This window comes from Micromonospora sp. L5 (assembly GCF_000177655.2).
Taxonomy (GTDB): Bacteria; Actinomycetota; Actinomycetes; order Mycobacteriales; family Micromonosporaceae; genus Micromonospora; species Micromonospora aurantiaca.
This window is the reverse complement of sequence record NC_014815.1, coordinates 6665070-6687453: the sequence shown is the minus strand read 5'-3', so window position 1 is coordinate 6687453 and position 22384 is coordinate 6665070. Positions and strand designations below refer to the sequence as shown.

At 65.8% G+C, this 22384-nt stretch carries 16 protein-coding genes and 2 pseudogenes; 13 read left to right on the top strand and 5 right to left on the bottom strand.

What is annotated here, in order from left to right; all coding sequences use genetic code 11:
• Window positions 1-3: 3 nt before the first annotated feature.
• On the bottom strand, window positions 4-984 hold the full coding sequence (locus ML5_RS29890; protein WP_013477381.1) for a conjugal transfer protein TrbL family protein: 981 nt from the start codon (window positions 982-984) through the stop codon (window positions 4-6).
• Between the two features lie 2 nt (window positions 985-986).
• Window positions 987-1277: a pilin gene (locus ML5_RS29885; protein ID WP_013477380.1), complete on the bottom strand. Its 291-nt coding sequence runs from the start codon at window positions 1275-1277 to the stop codon at window positions 987-989.
• Window positions 1278-1677: 400 nt separating this feature from the next.
• On the opposite strand from ML5_RS29885, the gene ML5_RS29880 reads away from it, so the two are divergent.
• Window positions 1678-3651, top strand: coding sequence for a hypothetical protein (locus ML5_RS29880; RefSeq protein ID WP_041784359.1), 1974 nt, complete (start codon window positions 1678-1680; stop codon window positions 3649-3651).
• Between the two features lie 167 nt (window positions 3652-3818).
• Here ML5_RS29880 and ML5_RS29875 read toward each other — a convergent pair whose 3' ends face one another.
• A complete protein-coding gene (locus tag ML5_RS29875; RefSeq protein ID WP_236619330.1) occupies window positions 3819-4547 on the bottom strand; it encodes a hypothetical protein in 729 nt (242 codons plus the stop codon).
• Between the two features lie 316 nt (window positions 4548-4863).
• Between ML5_RS29875 and ML5_RS29870 the strand changes: the two genes are divergently transcribed.
• The 12 genes and pseudogenes from ML5_RS29870 (at window position 4864) to ML5_RS29815 (ending at window position 19359) form a co-directional block, all read left to right on the top strand.
• Complete coding sequence (locus tag ML5_RS29870) at window positions 4864-5439, top strand: hypothetical protein (RefSeq protein ID WP_236619329.1); 576 nt, start codon at window positions 4864-4866, stop codon at window positions 5437-5439.
• Window positions 5432-6274 (top strand): TRM11 family methyltransferase, encoded by an 843-nt coding sequence (locus tag ML5_RS29865; RefSeq protein WP_013477376.1) that lies wholly within the window; start codon window positions 5432-5434, stop codon window positions 6272-6274. Before ML5_RS29870 ends, ML5_RS29865 begins: the two co-directional genes overlap by 8 nt.
• A gap of 416 nt (window positions 6275-6690) precedes the next feature.
• The gene (locus tag ML5_RS29860; protein WP_236619328.1) at window positions 6691-7737 is read left to right on the top strand and encodes a DUF4192 domain-containing protein; all 1047 of its coding nucleotides are present in this window, start codon (window positions 6691-6693) and stop codon (window positions 7735-7737) included.
• A 5-nt stretch (window positions 7738-7742) separates the two neighbouring features.
• Window positions 7743-8195 (top strand): hypothetical protein, encoded by a 453-nt coding sequence (locus ML5_RS29855; protein WP_013477374.1) that lies wholly within the window; start codon window positions 7743-7745, stop codon window positions 8193-8195.
• A 229-nt stretch (window positions 8196-8424) separates the two neighbouring features.
• A complete protein-coding gene (locus ML5_RS29850; RefSeq protein ID WP_013477373.1) occupies window positions 8425-8703 on the top strand; it encodes a hypothetical protein in 279 nt (92 codons plus the stop codon).
• Window positions 8704-8944: 241 nt separating this feature from the next.
• On the top strand, window positions 8945-9628 hold the full coding sequence (locus ML5_RS29845) for a GGDEF domain-containing protein (RefSeq protein ID WP_013477372.1): 684 nt from the start codon (window positions 8945-8947) through the stop codon (window positions 9626-9628).
• Window positions 9625-10929 (top strand): hypothetical protein, encoded by a 1305-nt coding sequence (locus ML5_RS29840; RefSeq protein ID WP_013477371.1) that lies wholly within the window; start codon window positions 9625-9627, stop codon window positions 10927-10929. Before ML5_RS29845 ends, ML5_RS29840 begins: the two co-directional genes overlap by 4 nt.
• A gap of 864 nt (window positions 10930-11793) precedes the next feature.
• Window positions 11794-11936 (top strand): annotated as a pseudogene (locus tag ML5_RS31770) (transcriptional regulator); the annotation flags it as partial.
• 995 nt (window positions 11937-12931) lie between these two features.
• Window positions 12932-13132, top strand: a complete 201-nt coding sequence (locus ML5_RS29830; protein WP_013477369.1) for an AlpA family transcriptional regulator — start codon at window positions 12932-12934, stop codon at window positions 13130-13132.
• A 304-nt stretch (window positions 13133-13436) separates the two neighbouring features.
• Window positions 13437-15005 (top strand): type I restriction-modification system subunit M, encoded by a 1569-nt coding sequence (locus ML5_RS29825; RefSeq protein ID WP_013477368.1) that lies wholly within the window; start codon window positions 13437-13439, stop codon window positions 15003-15005.
• Window positions 15002-16243: a restriction endonuclease subunit S gene (locus ML5_RS29820; protein ID WP_013477367.1), complete on the top strand. Its 1242-nt coding sequence runs from the start codon at window positions 15002-15004 to the stop codon at window positions 16241-16243. The genes ML5_RS29825 and ML5_RS29820 overlap by 4 nt, the downstream gene beginning before the upstream one ends.
• Window positions 16240-19359: a type I restriction endonuclease subunit R gene (locus ML5_RS29815; RefSeq protein ID WP_013477366.1), complete on the top strand. Its 3120-nt coding sequence runs from the start codon at window positions 16240-16242 to the stop codon at window positions 19357-19359. The genes ML5_RS29820 and ML5_RS29815 overlap by 4 nt, the downstream gene beginning before the upstream one ends.
• A 187-nt stretch (window positions 19360-19546) precedes the next feature.
• Here ML5_RS29815 and ML5_RS29810 read toward each other — a convergent pair.
• Together ML5_RS29810 and ML5_RS32220 are read right to left on the bottom strand one after the other, a co-directional pair.
• A pseudogene (locus tag ML5_RS29810) lies at window positions 19547-20778 on the bottom strand (IS701 family transposase).
• Window positions 20779-20937: 159 nt separating this feature from the next.
• Window positions 20938-22362: a hypothetical protein gene (locus ML5_RS32220; RefSeq protein WP_143766972.1), complete on the bottom strand. Its 1425-nt coding sequence runs from the start codon at window positions 22360-22362 to the stop codon at window positions 20938-20940.
• Between the last annotated feature and the right edge of the window lie 22 nt (window positions 22363-22384).

The window sequence follows — 22384 nt, the reverse complement described above, 5'->3', positions numbered from 1 at the left end:
TGATCACTCCGGGCTGGGGTAGACGCCGGGCATGTGGCGGTAGGGCGGGCGGATGGGGTTGCTCGACGCCAGCGGCGTGCGCCGGACCGGGGCGGCTCTGAGTCGGCCCAGGTTGCGGGTCATCCCCTGCAGGGCCACCGTTCGCAGGACGACGCCGCCGATGCCGACGCTGCGGCCCTGCTGACCGGAGAACCGCCGCACCAGGCTCGGAATCCTGACCGTCATCCACAGCACGACGACCACGAGCAGCAGGTTCAGGGTGTCGGAGCCAGGCAGGCCGAGCAGGACCGGCAGGTTCCCCCGCGGATCGATCACCAGGTTGACGCCGGCCGAGAAGGTGACCGCCTGGAGCGTCGGGGTGGCAAGACAGCCCAGCACCGACCGCCACCACAACTGCGCGACCCCCTCGGTCCAAGGGGTCGCGTGGCACGCCAAGGCCACCGGCGCGACACCGGCCAACACGACCAGCACCGCGATGCGGGTCAGCCAGCCGCCGACGAGCAGGAACATCAGCACCACGATCAGCAGCCCGATGATCAGCATCAGCAGGCCTGAACTCGGGTCCCCCACCGTGGAAGCGAGCCGCGCCTTGACGAAGGTGACCGCCTCGGTCGTCGGGGCGTCCACGCCGGCAAGCGACGTGGTCAACGCGTTCGCCACCTCGATGAGCATGCCGGTCAACGGAACCGCGAACGTCGACAGGACCAACCCGACCACGAGCCGCGGCACGAGCTGCTTGACCGTGTAGCGGGTCTCGACGGTGTCGCCCAGCATGACCGCGGCGCCCGCGGCGATGATCGCGAGAATGAAGCAGGCGTCGACCACGAGGGCGCTCTTCCCGGCGATCGACTGCACCTGCGGCAGCCCGGTCACATCCGGCGATACGAAGATCGAGGACGTCAGGAAGGCCAGCAGGCCACCAAGAAGATCGATCACCCGCTCGGCGAGCCAGCGGACCAGATCGTTCATCACCCAGGTGGTCATCCTCAGCCGCCGAGGATGCCCTGCAACACCTGCAGGATCACCGGGGCCAACACGGCCAAGGCGTAGCCGACCAACGCGGACTTGAAGTTGCCCTTGGCCTGCTCGACCTGGGCCGGGTCACCGCCGGCGGCCATGTACCGAAGACCGCCGATGACCAGGAACATCGTCGCGACCAACGCGATGATGCCCATGATCCAGCCGGTGATGTTCGAGATGACCTGATTGATGGAATTGACCGCCACCGGCTGTGGCGCGGCGGCGACCTCCGACAGGACGGACAGCGTCAGATGCATGACGGCACTCCAAACCGGTTCTGTGTGCCGCCCGGCGGGGATCTCGGGAGGGAACGATGTGAGTCGGTGGGGGCGCTCCTCCCTTGCGATCTAGCGCAGGGATCGCGGTGTCAGTACGCCGCGCCAGCCATGCCAAACTCACCTCAGACCCGCCGCGCGAACGACCCCCGCCGGGCGGGCATGCCATGCAGGACATGCACCGCCCAGAACTGCGCTGTTAGACAGATCGAACCCGCCTGTCGCCTGTCACGCCCTGACACGACTGGTCAGCGAGCGGGCGAACATTCGGCCCTTGGCCTTGCTCAGGACGGCCGGCGCTGGCTCAGCGCAGCCGATCGAGGTGACAAGATGCCGTGCAGCTGTAATTCTCGGTCTTCGGAAACGGGCGAAGGGCAAGGGCATGAGTGAAGAACACGAGGAAGCGCAGCCCAATGCCACCGACGAGGTGCCAGCCGAGGCGGTCCCCTACACTTTTCTGCCTGCACACGTGAGCTTCGCGATTGGCGTCGTTGATCGCGCTTTGGCCGGGGATGCCAGGGCGTGGACCGCTGCTGCCGCCATCGCGGAAGCCACGGCTCCCGACGAACTCGGTGATGTCGCCGCGCTGCAGCGTGAGCTGTGCCGGGCGGTGACGTATTCCTTGCGCCTTGCTCGAGGTGATGAGGAGCCTGGCTGCGAGCTGAAGGTGGGCGGGAATGGACTGCTACCGGCCGTCCGGGACCTGACCGAACCGGTGATTCAGCTATGGCAGGCCGTCGCTGGCAACGCTCGCGAACCCGCGGCGATCGCCCAGTTCAATGATCTGCTCTGGTGTCGGCGGGTGCCTGGTGCGGGGCGTCATGCCGACCGGGCCGCGCGGGCCTACGTACAGCTCGCCGGCACCGGCGACATCGACATGCGCCGCCTAGAGTTCCTACTGCGTGCCTGGACTCTGACACGCCAGATCAACGGCGTGGAACTTGCGGAGCAGACTCGCGTCCTGCTCGCGCAGGTCGCCGACGACGTCATCACCGACGGCCCCGGCGAACGGCCCGGGATACTCTTACCGATTCTGGCGGCACTGGCCCGCGGACCTCTGCGGTCGAAAAAGGCGCCGCTGGCCTCAGACCCGATCGATGTCGATGACCTGCTCCGTCGCGCTGCGACTGTGTGCCAGCACGGCAGGACCGCGACCGCTGTCGCACGCTATCGCCGCACCCGTACCCAGGACCCCGCCACCCTGCGGGCCATTGCCCGCGACGAAGTCAACGCCTATTTTCGTGACGCCGACACAGCCCCGAGCCCTATGGTACGGATGGCCCGGCTCACCACGGCCGCGCAGATCGCCCGCGATCGCGGCCTCGGTGATCTCGAACGCCGAGCCGTCGCGGGAATGCAGAGCATCGACATGCCGTGGCAGACAATCGCCGCTTCCACGGAGGTACCCGCTCACCGAATCGAGCCATTCCTGGATTTGTTCACCCGCCCTGCCGACTGGCAGGAGGCCATGGACGAGTTCCTCGAGAGCAGGTGCCCGACTGGCGACATCGCCGTGCTGCGCGCGCTCGCTGCGGACACCCGCGACGACAACTTCCTGAGCCTGATTCTGCGCCCGGTTCGGTTCGCCGACGGCCTGCCCCGAGCAAGCGCTGCTACCGAGGCGGACGTCGAGAAGCAGGAGCTCGCCTTCTTCGCCGAGGTCCGCGCAGAGAACTACGGCCGGCTTGTCGCCACCGGCATGTATCGGCTCGCCGACCGCTACGGCATTCCCACTGAGGACGGCTTGGTCGACTATCTACTCACTCGCGGTGCCCGCGATCCAGCCTTGGCCCGCAGCCTTGCCAAGGCCTTCCGGCATTTTTGGCACCGCGACATCGAGTCGTGCCTGCATCTGGCCACCCCCAAGTTCGAGGCTGCTGCCCGCGCATTGCTGATCGAACTCGATGAAGGCATCTACCGCGCCGAAGCCGCAAACAGCCCTGGCGGCTATCCCGGCCTCTACAGCCTGCTTGCCAAGCTCGAAGACATCGCCCTGGACGAGTCATGGGCGTACTTCTTCACGTGGTTGCTCGCCGGGCCTTGGGGGGCGAACCTGCGCAACGACATCGCCCACGGCCTGCCCACACCCCTCACCCCCGCCTATGCCGTTCTCGTCCTGCGCGCGGTGACCCTCCTCGCCGTTGTCGCCGGACCGGCGCCAATCACACAGATCCGCACCGGCGATCGGCGGGATCGCGACGAAATCACCGCGTTGCTCAGCAACCCGATCGGTAGAGCGCCGAGGGAGCGCGGCGCCTGGCTTGGCCGGGCGGCAGTCACCGCCGAACGACTGGCCTGGCGACTGCGTGTGACGCACCTACGACACACACTTCGCCGCCGACCGCGCACCCCGTAGCCGGACCACCTGCGCTCGACATATCGTCACTAAACTCGCCAACCCTGGAGCCGATAGCTAAGAACGCCCTCATCTGCCGCGCGCCGAGCGGAGCAGGCGCGGGTTGGGTCCTCGCGGTTCAATCGGTCTCTCCCCGTCCCGAGGGCTCGGTTAGCCCACAGCCATAGTCAGGGCCTGTGAGCGCGGTAGTCGGAAGGACTTGGGCCGGACAGGTCGCCCCGGCTGACAGCGGCGGCCACGAGGTGCTCGGCGCGACGCCGGCGCATCCGCAGTGCAGATGCGGTCACGCCTTGCTCGCTGGCCAAGTGCTCGATCAGGGCGTCGCCGAAACGGGTCGCGCTGATCAGTTCGGCGGTGTCGGGGGTGATCATGCCGGCGGCTGCTGCCCGGCCGAGCAGCAGGTCAGGATGCCCGTAGGGCATTCTGGGCGACCGCGAGCCGGTAGCGAGGTCGGGTGGCAGTTCCTCACCGTCGTCGACCTTGACGACCGCGACCGCGGCGCGCCAGGCGGCCCAGCACAACCGGAGCCATAACCGCGGCGGCGCAAGGTCTGCGGTGCGGAGAGCGTCAAGGAAGCCAGCGAGGACTTCGGAGTCCACGTCGTCGGCGTGCCTCGGCCTGCCGCGGCTGATCCTTGCCGCGAGGTGCGTCAGCGCCGGGAGCGCGACGCCGATCGCGCCTACGACCCAGGCCGGCCCCCACTCGCGGGCGTGGTGGGCCAGCTGTCGCCACAGCACGTCGGTGGTGTCGCTGCTGTGATGCTCGCCGAGCAGCAACGTGCGTAGCTCGTCCAAGGGCAGTGGCCTGTCCGGCAGGCCTGGCACTGGCCGTGCGTCGAACATCAGCGGTGCGGGTTCGCAGGTCAGCAGCTCGAACGCCTTCTCGGCGGCGCTCAACGCCGTGTGGGTCGGCGTTGCATGCGTCGTTGGTGCCACGGTGAGGTCCCCTCGACCGGAGGACGTCGCCTGGTGCGACGTTCCCGAGGCCCTCGATTGGGACAGCTCAGCCTGACACCAGAGTCGGTTGTCAGGGTCGGACGGGTCATGTCCGAACCTGTCAGGTCCACACCGGTCAGAGCGGGTCGACCTGCTGACCTGGCGCCGCTTGCCGCCGGGGTGATGGGTTTTGTCAGACCGGGGGTGGGTTCGATCGGCCTGTCAGCGTGGCCCTGGGAATCGTCAGTACGTCCGCCGGTCCGGGGGCCACGTGCCTATGACCGACAAGAATCCACGTCGCGCACCCGATCCTGTAGGGGATGTGGTGCCCGGCGACCCGCCCGTGCCGATCACCGTGTGGCCGGTCCCCGCGCCGCAGGCGGGGGAGACCATGTCCAACGCGATGGGCGTGCGGCTGGTCCACAATCTCAGCCACTCATCCGATCTGATCATCGACTTGACGGTGGGGCCGCAGTTGGCCCGCGCGATTATCGGCACGCAGCGCCGTGCCCATCTGACCCTGGCGGGCCCTGGAGAGCGGAGCCCGGAACCGGCGACGCTGATCGTCTCCGGCTGGCCGCCCCACGAGGCCGCCGCACCGGAAGAGTTCTTCACCCGCTGCCGTGCGAGTTTGCTGCCTGGTGGCTGTGTCGCGGTGCTGCTGCCGCACGACAACGTTGCCCTGCCTGTCGACGTGGTCATCGCCGCCAAGCGGAGCGGACTGATGTATCTGCAGCACGTCGTGGCGGCTGACCGACCGCCCCGGCGTGGCCTGCGCACGCACCTCGACATCCACACCGACGTGCTGATCCTGACCCGAGGCACCACGCAGCGCGGCGACGGCCATGGGTGACTCGCTTCCGATCACCTCGGTGTGGCTGACCTGCCAGATACCCGCCCGTGACCAGCGGCGCGGCCGGTACATTCCGACGACGTCGAGCCATCCGGCCAAGATGCTGCCCCACGCGGCTGCTCATGCCATCGCCACCTACAGCCGGCCGGGGGATCTGGTGTTCGACCCGATGTGCGGGGTCGGGACCACCCTGGTCGAGGCCATGCACCTCGGCCGTCATGGACTCGGCATCGACATCGAACCCCGCTACACCGCCATCGCCGAGGCCAACATCGCTCTTGCCACAGGGCAGAACGCTCCCGGAACCGCGCGGGTGTTCACCGGCGACGCCACCGGGCTGCTCGACCTGGTGCCCGCAACCATCGTCGGCCAAGTCTCGCTCGTGCTCACCTCGCCGCCGTACGGACGCGGCACTCACGGACTGGTCCAGACGACGAGCGCAGGCGTGCGCAAGCGACACCACCACTACGGGGACCGGCACAGCGGCAACCTCGCCTACGGTGGTTGGTCGCGTCTACTCGACGGGTTCGCCGCGATCCTTGCCGCCAGCTACCAGCTTCTGCGCCCCGGCGGGATCGTCGTGATCACCTGCCGGCCGGTGCGCCGCCAGCGCGACGACCTGATAGATCTGCCTGGCGAGCTGCTCACCGTCGCCCGGTCGGTCGGGCTGATCCCGTTGCAGCGGTGCGCAGCGATGCTCGCCGCTGTCCGCGACGGGCATATCGTCCACCGGGCCAACATGTTCGTGCTGCTGGCTGTACGCCGCGCCCGCGACGACGGCATTCCCATGCACTTGATCGCGCACGAGGACGTCCTCGTGCTTCAGCGTCCATAGACGCCTCCGTTGGCGCTCCCGCCGAGGTGCCGGCTCGCGGCGGCTGGGCTGTCAGGGCCTGACAGATAGCCAGTTCTGACACGTGGGGCCCTGCCTTCGGGAGCCCGCATAGCCTGAGGATTCCTTCTTTTCTCTTTCTTCGCGCTCCTCTGACGCATCCGCGACGGCATTCGCCCACCGCTTCGGTCGGCCGCCAGCGCCAGCCTCAGAACGCCGCAATCCATCAAGCCCGCTCGCGCCTTTGGCGATCGCGCGTAGCAACCGTCGGTCAGGCGGCCACCACTCGGATGGCCGCCTGCTGCTGTACGTCACCAGCCGGAAGCCGCCGCCGGTACCACCACTGGGCTTCAGGTCTATGCACCCCCGCCCGGCCCAGATGCCGTCGGCAATCCCATCCCTTCGACCCGAGTCACATTGTGGAGGTCATCGTGTCGTTACCCGAGAACAAAGTGACAGTCCGCTCGCCGGCCGATCTGGCCGCCGCCGTGCCCTACCTCATCGGTTTTCATCCCAGTGAAGGCAGCGTCGTCGTCATCGCCTGCAACGGCCGACGGATCGTCTTCGCCGCACGTGGGGACCTGCCCGCCGGCTCAGAGTACGCACACCAGCTGGACGCCCTCGCCGCTCAGCTCATCCCCGTCGTGCAGCGGCAACAGCCACTCACCCACGTGGTGATCATCGGCTACGGCACGCCGGACCCCATCGACCCGGCGCTGCGCGCCCTCAGCGACGCCTTCGCCGCCGCCGGACTGTCCGTCGTCGACTTGCTGCGGATCGCTGGGGATCGCCTGTTCAGCCTTATCTGCGACAACCCTGCCTGCTGCCCGCCCCAGGGAACCCCGTTCGACCCCATCGCATCAACGGTTGCGGTCCGGGCGACCATCGCGGGCGTCGTGGTTCGACCCGACCGGGCGTCGATCGCCGGCCAAATCACCCCAGTGAGCGGCGCCGCGCGCGACGCCATCCAACGGGCCAGCCGCGAGGCGCGCATCCGACTAGAGGCATTGCACGTCGCCGGCGGCACCGCGATGTATGAGGCCGGTAAGCGGGCAGTCCGCGACGCGCTACGTCTACACGACGCGGGAGCGCGACTCACCGATGACGAGGTGGCGTGGCTGACCACTCTGCTGGTCGACCGGGACATCCGGGACGTCGCCGTCGGCCTCACCGAGCCACACAGCCGGCACGTCGACTTCTGGGCTGACATCACCCGCCGCGCCCATGAGCCGCTCGTACCGGCGCCGGCCACCCTGCTCGCGGTCACCGCCTGGCGCTGCGGCGACGGTGTCCTCGCCGCCATGGCCGCCGAGCACGCCCTCGGTATCGACAGCAGCTACCAGTTCGCCGAGACGGTCCTTCAAGCCCTACAGGCCGGGGTACCCCCGACCGTCATCGAGGAGGCCCTCGCCGACGCCGATTCCGAACCCCTCGCTCTGCCCGACGACCCGATGGAAAAGGAGTAAAGATCATGGATCCGGTTCGCGCCATCCTGCTGGCCCTCGCCGGCAAAGCGGAAGAAGCCCGGTTGCGCTGGTATGCCGAGCGTGCCGCCCTGCGCGCCCGCGGCGAAACCCCCACCGACGGCAACTCGTGGCCTTACAGCGTCCAAGCCGACCACTGCCTAATCACCGCCATCACCGCAGCCGACCTGCCCGCGAACTTCCGTCTCTACGACACCTCGCTGTCCCGAGACCCCCTCGCCGCAGCCGCGCAACTCCGCGAAGTCGCCTCCGCCTACGACCACAGCGGCCCAATCGAGGCCGAACACGAAGCAGCCCGCCTCGCCTACAAGCAGGCCTTCGCCGAACCGCTCGCTCCACAGGAACAGCACTACGTCAACCTGCTCGCCAGCCTTCCCACCGCACGCCGAGACAAGATCATCGAAGCGGCGGAGGAACGCGCCCGACACCGTCCGGCCTGAGTCCCCGGCCCGATGGACGCCTGCCGCCAGGCCATCAGCCTCCCCTCGCGCCTACCGCAGAACGCGCCTTCAGCCCGAGCGGCGCCGGCCTTCCCCGAGGGGTCAAGAGCAGGGGAGTGCGGCGCCGGAAAACCAGTGCCGCTGGCGGTCTCCGCGCCAGCCTTCGCAGCCAGCAGGCCATCGGAGGCAGCGACTCGGCAACGTCGCGAGATCTCCACGAAAGGAACCCATGAGCCTCTACACCCTCATACCCAAGCCAGGCTTCGACCGGTACACGATTCAGGTCGGCTGGAGCCCACACCGCACCTACATCGCCACCCTCGTCGACTTCACCTGGGACCCGGTGACCGAACCCGATCGGCAACCCGACGTCATCCACCTCGGCCGGGTCGAGACCATTCTCGACCCGGCCGAAGTGCTCTCGGCCCTTGAGCCCTACGCCGAGATCCCCGCCGACCTCCCGGCCAGACTCCGCGCCGACCAGGCCAAACACCCGGTACGCCGCTGACACCATTTCGCGACCAGTCACGAGGTGACTGGCTGCTGTCGTATCTGCAGTGCGGTTCGACGTGCCGCTGTCCGGCGCCGCCGGCCTGGCCCTGGCCCGAACGCTCCGGCCACCAGTGCCACGAGTCCTTGCAGCAGGAACCGAAACCGGCCCGCCACTGGCGGGCCGTCGTCGTATCAGGACCCGGGACGCGCCGCCTGGAAACGTCCGCGTCCCGGGTTCTCCCGAAAGGAGGACCCCAGTGTCCCGACCACTGCTCATGATCGCCACCGCTGTGGTGGCCTACGTCCTGGGCCGGCTCAGCGCCTGGCCGACCATCCACCGCCTACGCCACCAGCTCGCCGGCACCCACCGCTCGATGCTCCACGATCCGCTCACCGGCATGCTCAACCGCGCCGGCCTCCACGCCGCCCACGCCGCCCTCGCAGAGGAAGCCCTCGCCCAGCCGATCACGGTCGCCCTGATCGACCTCGACGACTTCAAGCACGTCAACGACACTCACGGCCACGACCACGGCGATGACCTGCTCATCGCCATCGGCGACCGCATCACCGACCTCGCCGCCCTCCACGGGGGCGCCGCCGCACGGCTCGCCGGCGACGAATACGCCGTCCTCCTAACCAGCCGCGCTGGCGACCCGGACCGCATCGCCGACGCGCTCGCGACGATCATCGCCGAGCCCGTCGCCCTCGACACCGACGAGCACTCTGTCACCGCCAGCATCGGCCTGGCGATCGTCGAAGCCACCGATCCGCTCACCGACGTCGCGCTCCACCGGGCCGACGTCGCCATGTACCACGCGAAGCGCAACGGGCGGAACCGTCACGTCACCTACCAGCCGGGCATGACCATGCCGCCCGCGCCCCACCGCTGCGGACCACGCCTGCGCGACCGCCGACGCCCGATCGACGGAGCCCCAGCATGACCGCCCCACCCGAAGAGATGGCCTGCCGCACCTGCCTGGTCCCGCTCAACACCTTGGGTACACCGCCCACCCACGTCCACCCGGTCCATCTCGCCACCGACGGACACGTCCCCGTGCCCGTCCCGGTCAGCCAACTCGCCACCGTCCGCCGGACCTGCGACTTCTGCGGCGACCCCTACCCGATCTGGACGCTGCACGGCGCAAACGTCACCGCCGTTGCCATCGGCTCCACCGCCACCCTCGTGCAGAACTTCGGCGAGACGTGGGCAGCCTGCGCCACCTGCCAGACCCACATCGACGACGGCCGCCCAGACCTGGTCGTCGACCGAGCCGTCCAAGCCCTCGGCGTCGGCACCAACCCGGAGGTACGAGGGCGCATCCAGGAACTGCACCTGGCATTCCTCGACGCCCGCCTCCCCGGCCGCACGCTCCTCACCACAACCCCCTGGCCAGCGGCATCCATCGCAGCGAAGGACCTGCCCAAGGTGCGCGACCGGCTCACCCACCTCTACCGAGGCAACGACGACGTGCCCGCTGCGCTCGGGCTCGCCGGAGCGCGCGGCCAGATCGCTGACGGACTCGACCAGTCGCGTCTGTACTGGATCGACGACGACTTCACCGACATCGCCGAACACGCCGCCACCCAGCTCACCGCCCTCACCATCGGCCACGACCTCGGCCTGCCGGCCAACGTATTCATCACCTGGTCGCGGCCCGTGACCCAACACCAGATCATCGCCGCCTCCTGGACCTTGGCCACCGATGGCTGGCAGGTGGTTCTCTACCGCGCCATCGGGGCCGGACTCGACGGCAAACCCCTGCAACGGCTCCGGGAGCAAGTCGGCTGGCTCGTACCCATGACGGCCGCCCACCTCACCGAGCACCATCTGATCGATGCCGACCACCCCGCAGCCGCCCTGTTCGCCACATGGCTGCTGATCACTCAGAAGGCCGCAGAGGTCGACGTCGCGAGAGTCGACAAAACCATCGTCAAGGCCTATGCCCGTACGAAGCGGGACCAACCAGAGGTGCGCATCGTGCGGATCCGCGGCCGCCGCAGCCCAAGCGACGCAGCAGAGACGACACCGGGGGAGCAAGGGCGGCGTCAAAGTAGCCGGTTCTGGGTTTCCGGCCACTGGCGCAACCAAGCCCACGGCCCAGGCCGATCGCTTCGCCGCCCGGTCTACATCAACCCATTCCTGAAAGGGCCAGCCGAGTCACCGGTGAAGACCAGTACCACCGTTCGCATGCTCAGCAGCCACAAACCGCAGGGTGAGGAGCCGACCCCACGACCAGCGTGACCTGATGTCAGGTGGTGGCAGGGGCCTGTCCCCTGTCACCACCAACAGCAAGGCCACCTCTGCGTACGGCAGCCTCCACGGGGGTACCGTCGACCGACACTCACCAGGCACTGTGCCGTGGGAAGTCAAGGATGCGCCTCTATGACTCGGCGATGGTGACGCTTCGTCGTCCGGATCCCGGCCGAGTAGACGACTACGTTCACACCGAAGAGGTCACTGGTTCGATCCCAGTATCGTCCACCATCAATATAGGCAGGTAGGGAGCCCGTCGCCGGAGGAACCGGTAACGGGCTTCCCGGCTGTTGCCCCTTAAATTGGGAGCAAATTGGGAGCAGGGGGCGCCGGTATCGTCCGCTGTCTCCTGCGCCGCGTACCGGCCGCAGCCGCGGGCGCCAGCACCCCTGACGCCGGAGCAGCTCGGGCCTCGGGTGAATCCCGGCTAGTGGGCCGGGTGCCCAAGGTCAGGGTGGTCTCAACCCCCGTGGTTGGGAAGCTGCTTTCGGCTCGCCATGATCGATCCAATGGTGTCGGCGCCCTATTGGTCCGCGAGCGTGGGCAGCCAGAGGCCTGCGTCCAGGTTCATTTTGGTGGGCGGTCATCGCCTTGGCAGTGTGCAGGGGATTTTCCTCATCAGACATCCCGCCCTGCTGTAAGACTCCGCTCACCGCAGCTCGGCGATCCTCCCAACGTCGATTCCGGGCAACCCGAGGCCGGAGTGAGCCGGGGACCGGCACGGCGACCGGCACCCGCTCGGCCCGCAGGGCCACACGCGGGTAGACGGCTACCGCGAGACCGAGCCTGGCAATGATCCAGCCGTCCGAGCCGTCGACAGCGGCTGGCCGCTGTCGCGCCAAGGTCGTCCAGATGCGCGTCCTCAACGAGGCCGGCTTGCTGGAGCGGAGAAGCGCGGTGTCTGGGCGTATTACCGGCTGGTGCCGAGCGCGATCGCGACGATAGCGGATCCGCTGACCCCGCCATGCAAGCGAACAGCGCCGAGAACCCGTTGACGGGGTGACAATCTCACCGCCCTTCACTCGGGGCCGGCCTCACGAACTGATGCTGGTGAACCGCCAGCCGAGTCGGACATTCTTCAACGTCCACTGACCGGGCGCTCGTAGACCGTCGCCGTCGCGGGATCGACGACGGCCTCAGGCTTGTGGCCGGTGCGGCTCAGTCTCGTTGACGTCGACGTAGCCGACGTTCGTGAGCTGGCGGTGGGGCTTGCAGGTGCGGGGCGGCATCAGCCCTCTGATGACGACGGTGCGGGCTGCGACGAGGACGTCCCTGAAGTCTTCCCACGCCTTGCATCCAGTCGGTGACCGTGGGAAGTTCAGCGGCGAAGACCACGCGAGGGTAGGTCGCCACCTTCACCCGGAGGCGCCGTGCGCAGCCAGCCGAGGAACCGGGCGTGCACGCCACGGTTGTCGAGGCTGAGGCGGTGTAGATCATCCAGGGCGTCGGCGAGAGCGAGGGCGAGGTAGACGGCAAGCGACGAGCGGGCGTCCCGGTACTCCGCCAGCAGCGCCAGACGCGCGGGGGGGCAGGGCCAGGGGCAGCCACAGCGGCGGCACCGCCAGAGGGGGCGCATCGGCGTGTGGGGGCGTCCCACTGCCCCGCTTACCACCGGATGCCTGCCCGGCGCGACTGCGCGGGCGTCAGGTGCCCCGCCCGCCCAGTCGGCGGGTACAGCGTCGTCACCTCCCGTCCCCATCGTGGCGGCGGCACCGCGGCGACACCCCGGTACGTCGGTGAGGGCTCGGCCGGGGGTACTGGGCCGCGATCGGGGCACGGCCAGGGCAGGCCGCAGGTGCATCGCCGCCATCCCGTTCGCCAATCCCGGCGGTGTCGTGGACCTGCGGGTACGGGGTGGGGCGTCCTAGTCAGCGGCATGTGCCCATCGTTCGACGATGGCTGCCCCTCGTCAACGTGCATCCCGCAATATGACAAGCTGCTATTTGACAAGCTGCGGTTTGACCAGTTACTGCGTGGCTAACCTGCGGCCATGCCACGGCACCTGTACGGAGCGGGGGAGATCGCTGGGCGCCTCGGCGTTAGCCGACAGCGGGCGCGGCAGATCATCGACCGCCCGGACTTCCCTGAGCCGTACGACCGGCTCGGGATGGGCGCGGTGTGGCTAAAACGCGACGTGGAGGCGTGGATCGCGGAGCATCGTCCGCACCTGGGCGAGCCCGACGAGGAGTAGCGGCAGGCAACTGTACGGTTTGCGCCTATGCCACTCGCAGCCTGGCATGTCCTCTTGGCCGCGATCACCGCCGCCGGTGTCGTGCTGGCGCAATGCTGATGGCCATTCCAGCAATAGCAGCGCACCGTCCCAGAGCGCGGCGGGACCAGACGGTTTAGGAAACTGTCGGTGCGCCCACTAGGTTGGGATCGAGGTCCGCAAGAACCAAGTACACACGCCTGCGGCGTGAAGGAGATCACCTGACTATGAGCCCCTCGACGACAGTCTGCATCGCCAACCTCCGCGCGAGGCTGGTGGCGTGGTAATGGCTCCGACGACCAAGGAAGCTCAGCGCGCCGAGCTTCACAAGACGATCTGGCGCATTGCCAACGACCTGCGTGGCTCTGTCGACGGCTGGGACTTCAAGACCTACGTCCTGGGCATCCTCTTCTACCGGTTCATCTCCGAGAACCTCACCGCTTACGTCAACGAAGGCGAACGCAGGGCCGGCGAGGCTGACTTCGATTACACCAAGCTGACCGACAAGCAGGCCGAGGTCGGTCGCAAGGCGACGGTGGCCGAGAAGGGCTTCTACATCCTGCCGAGCGAGCTCTTCGTGAACGTCCGCAAGCGCGCGGCCAGTGACCCGGACCTCAACGAGACCCTTGAGAGGGTGTTCCGCAACATCGAGGGATCGGCCGTCGGTACCGACTCCGAGGACGACCTCAAAGGTCTGTTCGACGACCTCGACGTCAACAGCGGCAAGCTCGGAAACACCGTCGCCAGGCGTAACGAGAAGCTCGTGAAGCTGCTCAACGCTGTCGGTGACCTCAAGCTGGGCGACTTCAACAACCACGCCATCGACGCCTTCGGCGACGCGTACGAGTACCTCATGACCATGTACGCCTCAAGCGCCGGCAAGTCCGGCGGCGAGTTCTTCACGCCGCAGGAAGTCAGTGAGCTACTGGCGCGCATCACGGTCGTGGGCAAGAAGTCGGTCAACAAGGTCTACGACCCGGCCTGTGGCTCCGGCTCGCTGCTGCTCCAGTTCGCCAAGGTGTTGGGCCAGAAGAACGTCCGCCAAGGCTTCTTCGGTCAGGAGATTAACCTGACCACCTACAACTTGGCGCGGATTAACATGTTCCTGCACGACATCGGCTACGAGCAGTTCAACATCGCCCACGGCGACACCCTCCTCGATCCGGCCCACTGGGACGAGGAACCCTTCGAGGCAATCGTTTCCAATCCGCCGTACTCCACCAAGTGGCCCGGCGACAGCAACCCACTACTCATCAACGACCCTCGGTTCTCTCCGGCCGGCGTCCTAGCACCGAAAAGCAAGGCTGACCTTGCCTTCACGATGCACATGCTCAGGTGGCTGGCAGTGAACGGCACGGCCGCCATCGTTGAGTTCCCAGGTGTGCTCTACCGAGGCGGTGCCGAGCAGAAGATCCGTAAGTACCTGGTCGACAACAACTACGTTGATACGGTGATCCAGCTGCCGCCGGACCTCTTCTTCGGCGTCACCATTGCGACGTGCATTATCGTGCTGAAAAAATCAAAGAACGATAACAACGTTCTGTTCATCGACGCGTCCGCCGAGTTTAAGCGCGTCGGCAACAAAAACAAGCTTCTGCCCGAGCATCGGAAGATGATTCTCGACGCCTTTGTTGCTCGGAGGAGCGTCGATCACTTCGCGCGGCTCGTTCCGAACACGGATATCGCGGGCAACAGCCACAACCTCTCCGTGTCGTCGTACGTCGAGGAAGAGGACACGCGTCAAAGAGTCGACATCACGGCGCTGAACGCTAAGATCTCGCAGATTGTCGCTCGACAGGATGAGCTCCGCAAGCAGATCGACGACATCGTGGCCGACCTGGAGAGCGCGCCGTGAACAGCATCAAGAACCTGATTCAGCAGCTGTGCCCCAACGGGGTTGAGTACAAACCCCTCGCTGAGGTCGGACACCTTGTCCGCGGGAATGGGTTGCCCAAGACCGACTTCACGGAATCGGGCGTCGGTGCAATCCACTACGGGCAGATCTACACATACTACGGCACTTGGGCCACCGACACGATCTCGTTCGTGGCCCCCGGGACCGCTACAAAACTTGCGAAAGTCGACCCGGGCGACGTCATCATCACGAACACGAGCGAGAACCTCGAGGACGTTGGCAAGGCCGTAGCGTGGCTGGGCAAGGAACAGATCGTTACAGGAGGACACGCGACTGTCTTCAAGCACTCTCAAAATCCTAAGTTCATTGCCTACTGGCTCCAAACGCCGGAGTTCTTCACGCAGAAGAAGAAGCTGGCCACTGGAACAAAGGTGACTGATGTCTCGGCGAGAGCACTCGAGAGAGTGAAGCTGCCGGTTCCACCTATCGCCATTCAGGATGAGATCGTACGGGTGCTTGATTTGTTCAGCGGAGCAGTGGCTGACCTCAAGGTGCAGTTAGATGCGGAATTCGCTGCTAGGCGGCTGCAGTACGCCTACTACCGGGACAACTTGTTTACCTTCCAGGACGCCGATGTCTGCTTCGTGCCAATGGGCGAAGTCGGCGAGTTCCTGCGCGGTCGCAGGTTCACGAAGAGCGACGTCGTGGACGAAGGCATCCCGAGCATTCACTACGGCGAGATCTACACGACCTATGGCATCGCCGCGGATCAAGCTGTGTCTCACATTCGCGAGAAACTCGGGCCCCAACTGCGGTACGCCAAACCGGGCGACGTCGTGATCGCGGCGGTCGGCGAAACCGTAGAGGACGTGGGTAGGGGGGTGGCATGGCTCGGCACAACCGACGTTGCCATTCACGATGACTGCTTCCTCTACCGCTCGAACGTGTTGGATCCGAAGTTCGTGTGCTATTACCTGAGGAGTGAGGCACACAATCGGGCGAAGGCCAAGTACGTGGCACGGGCCAAGGTGAAGCGCATGTCTAGGGAGGGCCTGGCGAAGCTCCCTATCCCCGTGCCTTCACTCAAGGAGCAGAAGCGGATCGTCGCTATCCTCGACGAACTCGACAGTCTGCTGACAGATATGGCTGCTGCTCTACCTTCCGAGGTCATTGCCCGGCGCCAACAGTACGATTTCTACCGCGACCGCCTACTCACATTTGAGGAGTTATCGGCATGAGCGAAGGGACGCCAACGAACGTCGAGCCGATTGCTATCAGTGCCGAAAGTACTGTCGTCGCGGAGTTCCTTCCTGACCCCTCAACCGCCACTGCCTATCAGTCTGAGGCGGACCTTGAGCGCGAGTTCATCAAGCTCCTGCAATCACAGGCCTACACGTATCTGGCGATCAAGTCTGAGACCGACCTGGTCGCGAACCTCCGCGCCCAGCTCGAGGCCTTGAACAACATCAAGTTCAGCGATGCTGAATGGAAGCGCCTCTTCGCCGAGCAGATCGCCGGCAAGAACGATGGCGTAGCCGAAAAGACCGTTCGCATCCAGGAGGATTACGTCCAGATCCTGAAGCGGGACGACGGAACGACCAAGAACGTTTGGCTGCTCGACAAAGCCAACATTCACAACAACCGGCTCCAGGTCATCAACCAGTACGAGATCGGTACGGGCCAGGGCGCCAAGCACGCTAATCGCTATGACGTGACTGTCCTGGTGAACGGCCTTCCGATGGTCCACATCGAGTTAAAGCGCCGCGGAGTCGACATCCGCGAGGCCTTCAACCAGATCGACCGCTACCAGCGTGACAGCTTCTGGGCTGGTTCGGGTCTCTTCCAGTACGTCCAGCTCTTTGTAATCAGTAACGGCACGCTGACCAAGTACTACAGCAACACGACGCGCATCCAGCACATCAACGATTCGACTGGCAAGAAGCGCGCGAAGAAGACCTCGAACTCCTTCGAGTTCACCTCCTGGTGGGCCGACGCCACCAACGCGCCGATCCAGGATCTTGCTGCATTCGCCAAGACATTTTTTGCGCGCCACACGCTGCTTAACATCCTGACTCGGTACTGCGTGCTCACTGCCGGCAGCAGTCCATCGGACCGTTTGCTGCTGGTCATGAGGCCGTACCAGATCGCCGCCACCGAGCGCATCCTGAACCGCATCGAAGTCGCCGTGAACTACAAGAGGCTCGGTACCGTTGCCGCAGGCGGCTACGTCTGGCACACGACCGGGTCGGGCAAGACCCTGACGAGCTTCAAGGCGGCGCAGCTCGCCAGCCGATTGCCGACCGTCGACAAAGTGTTGTTCGTTGTCGACCGCAAGGATCTCGACTACCAGACGATGCGTGAGTATGACCGGTTCGAACGGGGTGCGGCCAACTCGAACACCTCCACCGCGGTCCTCAAGCGCCAGCTCGAGGACCCGAACGCTAAGATCATTATTACGACGATCCAGAAGCTCTCGACCTTCATCGCTGGCAACAAGGGCCACACGATCTACGGCGGTCACGTCGTCCTGATCTTCGACGAGTGTCACCGCTCGCAGTTCGGTGACATGCACAAGGCAATCACCAAGGCGTTCAAACGGTACAACCTCTTCGGCTTCACCGGCACGCCGATCTTCTCGGTCAACGCCAGCAGTCGGGGCAATCCGCGCCTCAAGACCACCGAGCAGGCGTTCGGCGAGAAGCTTCACACCTACACGATCGTCGACGCAATCCGAGACAAGAACGTCCTGCCGTTCCGGATCGACTACGTCAACACCATCAAGGTCGCGCCAGATGTCGACAGCAGGAAGCAGGTGTCTTCCATCGACACCGAGAAGGCATTGCTTGCGCCGGAACGGCTACGTCTAATCGTGGACTACACACTGGCGCACTTCGACCAGAAGACCAGGCGGACGAGTGGCTACGTCCATTCGGTCGTAGCGAACGTTGGCGAGGTCGCTTCTGGCAAAAACCGGATCAGTGAGGTCAAGGCCGCCAACCGTGTCCACGGCTTCAACGCGCTGTTTGCGACGGCCTCGATTGATGCCGCCAAGCGCTACTACACCCGCTTCCAGAACCAGCAAGAGCACGTACCGCCTGACCGCCGGCTCAAGGTCGGCGTCATCTACTCCTACGCAGCCAATGAGGTTCTCGACGACTACCTCGACGAAGAAGGCTTCGAGACAAGCGCCCTTGATCAGTCCTCGCGCGACTTCCTCGATGCGGCCATCGCCGACTACAACGCCCTGTTCGGTACTAGCTACGACACCTCGTCGGACAAGTTCGAGAACTACTACAAGGACCTCTCGCTGCGGCTCAAGAACCGACAGATCGACCTCGTCATCGTCGTGAACATGTTCCTGACCGGCTTCGACGCCACCACCCTCAACACCCTGTTCGTCGACAAGAACCTGCGCAGCCACGGCCTGATCCAGGCCTACTCGCGTACCAACCGGATCCTCAACTCGGTCAAGACCTACGGCAACATCGTCAGCTTCCGGGACCTTGAAGAGCAGACCAACGACGCGATCGCACTGTTCGGCAACAAAGACGCCAAGGGTGTTGTCCTCCTCAAGCCGTACGCCGAGTACTACAGCGAGTATGCCGACAAAATTGCGAAACTACTGCAGCAATACCCGCTCGGCCGGGTCATCCTCGGCGAGTCGGCGCAGAAGGCGTTTATCGCCCTGTTTGGCCAGATCCTACGCTTGCAGAACATCCTGGTGTCGTTCGACGAGTTCGCTGGCAATGAGATTCTGACCGAGCGTCAGAGCCAAGACTATCGCAGCGTCTACCTCGACCTCTACGCCGAGTTCCGCCAGGGCAGGGACGGCGACAAGGAGTCGATTGTCGACGACATCGTCTTCGAGATCGAGCTGATCAAGCAGGTCGAGATCAACATCGACTACATCCTGATGCTCGTCCAGAAGTACCGCGAAGCCCATGGCGATGGCGAGGACAAGGAGATCCGCGCGAACATCACGCGCGCCATCGACGCCAGCCCGAGTCTGCGCCTGAAGAAGGACCTTATCGAGGCCTTTGTTGATTCGGTCTCGGCGAAAGGCGACCTTGACGACCAGTGGGCTGCCTACGTCGCCAAGCGTCGTACGGATGAGCTCAACGCGATCATCGCGGACGAGAACCTCCGCCCTGACGAGACCCACGCGTTCATCGCGACAGCCTTCCGCGACGGAGCGATTCAGACCGGCGGTACGGCAATCACCAAGGTACTGCCGCCGGTGTCGCGCTTCTCGGCGGACGGCGGCCACGGCGAGAAGAAGCAGCGCGTGATCGAGAAGCTCGGCACATTCTTCGAGCGCTTCTTCGGCCTCAGCTCTGGCCGAGGCGAGGAGTAGGCGTCGCGGCAGGCACGTAGCGGCCGGGAAGTCCTGGTTGGGCGTCGCGTTCCACGGCCGCCGCCGTGGAGCTGCTGGTGGTCAGAAGGGGCAGACCCTTGATGCCCACGCGTTGGACCAGCAGCTGGCGACGTGGTTGCGGAACCGGTCCGGCTGACGCGACGCGCGGCGGCCTAGTACTCCAACGTCACTTGGCTTGTCTGCGCTGGTAATGGGATCGGCGGGCGCGGGCTTGGGATGTTCGTCGCCAGATCGACCAGTGCAAGGTGTGCGCTGGCGGTAGCAATGTGGTGAGGAGGAAGGCGTTGAGGAGTCGGCGGATCTCGGCGATGGTCAACGCGATGATCTCCGGGTCGGGGTCGGGCTGCTGAGCGGCGAGGATGGTCAGGACGGCCAGGGCGAGCATGGCCAGGGTGACGTGGCGGTGCCAGCCGGTCCAGCTGCGGACCTGGTAGTGGTCGAGGCCGACCTGGCCTTTGCCGGTCTGGAACAGCTCCTCGATGCTCCAGCGGGAGCCGGCGACGGTGACGAGGGTGTGCAGTGGCACCGGGCGGGGTGACCAGCACAGGTAAAGGCCATCTCGCCGGTGGTGCGGTTGCGGCGAATGAGCAGCCACCGGTACTCGTCCGGCCGGGTGGCGGTGGTGATCCACGCCCACAGGTAGTCGCGGGGACCTTTCGCTCCGGGGCCGCAGCTGTGCCGCTGCCACTCGCGGGTAGGGATCCGCTCGACGAGGTCGTCGACGCGGATCAGAGTCCGGCCGTCGTTGACCGCCACACGTCGGTCGCAGCCGACCGCCAGGACGTAGCCGATCTCGCGGTGTTCCAGGTCAGCGCGCAGGCCCGGGTCGGCGCCGTAGACCTCGTCTCCGGTCACCCACCCGACCGGGACACCAGCCTCGATCGCGGCGGCGATCATCTGGCGGGCCAGGGCAGGCTTCGTGGCGAACCCGACCTGGTCGGGGACACCGGCGGCAGCGAGGCGGTCAGGCTGGTCGCACCAGGTCGCCTCCGGCAGGTAGAGCCTGCGGTCGATCATCGCCCGCCCGGCAGGTGTCACGTAGGCCAGGAACACCCCGACCTGACTGTTCTCGACACGTCCAGCGGTGCCGGTGTACTGCCGCTGCACCCCCACCGAGCACACACCCTTCTTCAAGAACCCGGTCTCGTCGCAGACCAGCACGGCGTCGGGATGGCCGAGCTGCTCGACCAGCCACGAACGCACGTCATCACGAACGGCATCGGCGTCCCACACCGCCGTACGCAGCAACCGCTGCATCGCCTGCGGATCACCGTGACCTGCCCGCTCCGCCAACGACCAGCAGGTCTTCCGCTCGGCGTCCGACAGCAGCCCCTCTACGAACTGCCCGGCCGTCGCCCGCGGCTCGGCCCGCACGAACCGGCCCGCGACACGCGTCATCGCCTCGTCCAGGATGACCCGCCACCCGGCGGGGTCTACGCTGTGGCACGCGGCCACCGCACGATCTTCGGTTGTCCTCACAAACCATCGATGATCAACGCGGTGGCCGTCTTCATGCCCGCGCCACGCCCAACGCCGGAGCCAAGTGACGTTGGAGTACTAGCCGGCAGGGTTCTGCCGTCGAAGCGGCTCGTCGTAGGCGACCAGGAGGTGCGCGGGCGGATGGTCGCGAAGTCCCGGCAAAAGTTTGTGCAGGGCAGTACTAGCCTTGCCTGAGGTGCCGATCCAGCAGTCGCGTACCAGGCGGGAGAATGTCTCCGGATCGATGCTACGTGCGGTGGGAAACCGCAGGATCTTGCCGCCGCCTCGTCCTTCATCCGGACGTGCGTACATGAGCTGCACGAAGTCGGCGGGTAGGTAGTGTCCGTCGATCAACTGGTTGTCGGCATGAAGCTTGGTCATCGGGTAGGCGAACTTCACGAACGCGCTCGTGTTTGCCAGGCGAAAGTTCGTGGTCGTCGATGGCGGGGTGCCGTCGGACTGCGTGCAGGCGAGCATTGCCTCAAGTTGGCCAGGGAGTCGGTCTTGGCCGTTGATGCGGTGGATGAAGCCGTCGCGGTCCTTGGTCAACACCTTGTACTGCACGATGACAAATGCATCCGGGTCGCTACGCCAGTAGATGAGGTCTGCTCCGGTGATGGTTTCCATCGGCTTAAAGTTGATGTTCTTGACCAGCAGTCGCCGGCCCGCAGACTGGAACTCGACCCAGCCGCCCTGTGACCTGTGCTGTCGCCAACCATCGAACGGAACGATGTCGTCTTGGATCAGGTCGTTTTCGGTCACTGCGGCGAGGAACTGCTCGAGCTCCGGTGCCAGAGGCTGGTCTGTCACCGCGGTGGGCCGCAGTTCCCGCCAGTCGGGTGAGAACACACGCATCGCACTCATGCCGGCGTCACGCGCTTCCTGTAGGGAGGGCCTGGCCGCAACTTCCACACCGTCGGCGGGTGTAGAAGGGCGCCGGGCTGCTGCGGCGATTGCGTCGAAGCCAGGGACCCGGGAGCGCAGCGCACGGAGTGTCGCTTCGTCGGTGCTGGGCGGGATCGGCTTGGAGGAGCTGTGGAGATTCTCGCGCCACCAACGGGCCTCGTTCGGTGGCAGGTCGCCGACGATGTCGTTCACGAGCACTGGCGTGGGCAGCAGGCGCCAGTCACGGATCTCGAGCCTGCGGACGCCGGTGGCCCCGCTGCCCCTGCGTCCGAGGGCGCTGGCGCGTGCCAGCGCGATCACAGCCGAGACCGGGCCGGGTCCATGGCTCGGCGGGTCGGTGTTGCCTATGAGCAGGGCCAGCTCGACGGTCCGCTGCTTCCAGTGCTCTGCGGCGACATCGCGGTCGAGGAACTCAATCTGATGACGGTTAGCTACCCGTCGTTCGCCAGTTACTCGACGTTCCCGGCGCCGGCTTTCGGTCGATGAGTCGAAGGACGCCACTACAGAACGCGGCATCGGTCGGAAGGAGGAGTCAGGCAGGACGCCGTGCCGCACCAGCTCTACCTGCTCGGGGGTCAGTACGATCAGGGTCGACAATGGAGATACCACCTATTTGAAT

Coding starts and splice junctions, on each gene's coding strand:
- ML5_RS29890 (WP_013477381.1), bottom strand. CDS start 984: ATGACCACCTGGGTGATGAACGATCTGGTCCGCTGGCTCGCCGAGCGG.
- ML5_RS29885 (WP_013477380.1), bottom strand. CDS start 1,277: ATGCATCTGACGCTGTCCGTCCTGTCGGAGGTCGCCGCCGCGCCACAG.
- ML5_RS29880 (WP_041784359.1), top strand. CDS start 1,678: ATGAGTGAAGAACACGAGGAAGCGCAGCCCAATGCCACCGACGAGGTG.
- ML5_RS29870 (WP_236619329.1), top strand. CDS start 4,864: ATGACCGACAAGAATCCACGTCGCGCACCCGATCCTGTAGGGGATGTG.
- ML5_RS29865 (WP_013477376.1), top strand. CDS start 5,432: ATGGGTGACTCGCTTCCGATCACCTCGGTGTGGCTGACCTGCCAGATA.
- ML5_RS29855 (WP_013477374.1), top strand. CDS start 7,743: ATGGATCCGGTTCGCGCCATCCTGCTGGCCCTCGCCGGCAAAGCGGAA.
- ML5_RS29850 (WP_013477373.1), top strand. CDS start 8,425: ATGAGCCTCTACACCCTCATACCCAAGCCAGGCTTCGACCGGTACACG.
- ML5_RS29840 (WP_013477371.1), top strand. CDS start 9,625: ATGACCGCCCCACCCGAAGAGATGGCCTGCCGCACCTGCCTGGTCCCG.
- ML5_RS29830 (WP_013477369.1), top strand. CDS start 12,932: ATGCCACGGCACCTGTACGGAGCGGGGGAGATCGCTGGGCGCCTCGGC.
- ML5_RS29825 (WP_013477368.1), top strand. CDS start 13,437: ATGGCTCCGACGACCAAGGAAGCTCAGCGCGCCGAGCTTCACAAGACG.
- ML5_RS29815 (WP_013477366.1), top strand. CDS start 16,240: ATGAGCGAAGGGACGCCAACGAACGTCGAGCCGATTGCTATCAGTGCC.